This is a genomic window from Bartonella sp. TT110JLCBS, from assembly GCF_042193405.1.
Classification (GTDB): Bacteria; Pseudomonadota; Alphaproteobacteria; order Rhizobiales; family Rhizobiaceae; genus Bartonella.
In genome coordinates this window covers 1-1,661 of the sequence record NZ_JBHILT010000089.1, presented here as the reverse complement: position 1 = coordinate 1,661, position 1,661 = coordinate 1, and the positions used below count along the sequence as shown (strand labels likewise).

Sequence of the window (1,661 nt, the reverse complement as noted above, 5' to 3'; positions counted from 1 at the left end):
ACTCTTCACCGAATTAGAGCATTAAGAGACTTTGGATATGTCAAAAAAGGTGACCTAGGCGGTTTTATAGAAAAAGAGAGCAACTTAAGCCATAAGAGAGACTGTTGGATTTTTGGCAATGCACACGTTTACGGTGATGCCAAAGTTTATGATGATGCGCGGGTTTATGGGAATGCACAAGTTTATGGCAATGCACAAGTTTCTGATTATGCCGAAGTTGGTGGTGCTTCTGTTAGAGATAATGCCAAGGTTTTTGACTATGCGCGGATTTATGGGAATTCTGTTATAGGGAAAAGTGTACACGTTTACGGAAATGCTAAAATTTACAATCAAGCATATATTTGCTGTCGTGTACACATTGCTGGAAATTGTAAAATTAGTGGCTCCACCGTAATCGTAGAACGTGAGAAATAGTAATCATGGAAAAGAAATATGAACTTACTGATGAAATAAAAGAATTTTATGATGCAAGAACCGATAAAAGTAAAAAACTTTATCGCATACGTGCATTAAGAGATTTTAGAAATATTAAAAAAGGTTACTTAGGTGGCTATATACAAAAAGAAGACAACCTATCGCATGAAGGCGATTGTTGGGTTTGGCATAAAGCTATGGTTTGTGGTGACGCTAAGATTTTCGGCAATGCACAAGTATTTGAACGCGCACAAATTACAGGCAGGGCGCGTGTTTATGAAAATGCAAAAGTTTGCGGTGAAGCATATGTTGAATATGATGCGCAAATTTACGGCAATGCACAAATTTATGGTGAGGCTCGAGTTTTGGGCCATGTTTATGGCAATGCCCGTGTCTATGGAGATGCTTATATAAGTGATAAAGCACACATTTCCGGAAATATGAAAATTCTAGATAGAGTATATATTTTCGATAATGTAAATATTTCTGGTAATCTTGAAATTCGTGGACGCAATTCAATCATCTACGAAAGTGACTATTCAGCAAGCGATATAAGCTACATAAGCCGTTTCTAACAACCAAACAACATTTTTAAACACAAGCGTGATTCACGCCACGGGTGAATTGTACGCAAATCAAGGAAATAAACCATGAAAAAGAAATACGAACTTACTGATGAAATAGACATTCTCTATCGTCGACCAGTTCGTCGCATCCGTGCACTGAGAAACTTTGGAAAGGTCAAGAAAGGTGACCTAGGCGGTTATATAGAGCATGAAGGTAACCTCTCTCATGAGGGCGATTGTTGGGTTGGGGATAGGGCAAAGGTTTGCAGTAATGCACAAATTTATGAGAATGCACAAGTATTTGGACGAGCACGTATCTCATGTAATGCACGTATTTATGGAAATGCTAATGTTTTTGGAAACGCTTGTGTTGAATCCAATGCACACATTTTCAATCATGCAAAAGTTTACGGAATAGCCGAAATTCACGGCAATGCCAAAATTTGTGAAAAAGCTCATATTGGTGGTGAAGCTGTTGTATGTGGTAACACATGTATTTCAGGCAACACACATATTAGTTATAATAGAAAAGCCGAACATATCCCTAGGAAAAGACAGAGCGTATAAGCACTTTCTAACACCCCAAAACCAGTCTTTTAACACCAGCGTGATTCACGCCACGGGGGAATTGCGCGCAATGTAGGAAATCAAGATGAGTGAACAAAACACTAACCTAATAGA

The 1,661-nt window shown here is 38.5% G+C and carries 3 protein-coding genes; all 3 read left to right on the top strand.

The genetic code is table 11. From position 1 onward, the window contains the following. The coding region (locus ACFILW_RS09630; protein WP_375685701.1) for a hypothetical protein at positions 1 to 414 on the top strand (414 nt) is incomplete at its 5' end. A gap of 5 nt (positions 415 to 419) precedes the next feature. Continuing rightward, on the top strand, positions 420 to 989 hold the full coding sequence (locus tag ACFILW_RS09625; RefSeq protein WP_273791664.1) for a hypothetical protein: 570 nt from the start codon (positions 420 to 422) through the stop codon (positions 987 to 989). Between the two features lie 75 nt (positions 990 to 1,064). Continuing rightward, on the top strand, positions 1,065 to 1,547 hold the full coding sequence (locus ACFILW_RS09620; protein ID WP_375627186.1) for a hypothetical protein: 483 nt from the start codon (positions 1,065 to 1,067) through the stop codon (positions 1,545 to 1,547). Positions 1,548 to 1,661 lie beyond the last annotated feature (114 nt).

What these genes read in the sequence shown, in the direction of transcription:
- ACFILW_RS09625 (WP_273791664.1), top strand. Translation starts at nt 420, where the DNA reads ATGGAAAAGAAATATGAACTTACTGATGAAATAAAAGAATTTTATGAT.
- ACFILW_RS09620 (WP_375627186.1), top strand. Translation starts at nt 1,065, where the DNA reads ATGAAAAAGAAATACGAACTTACTGATGAAATAGACATTCTCTATCGT.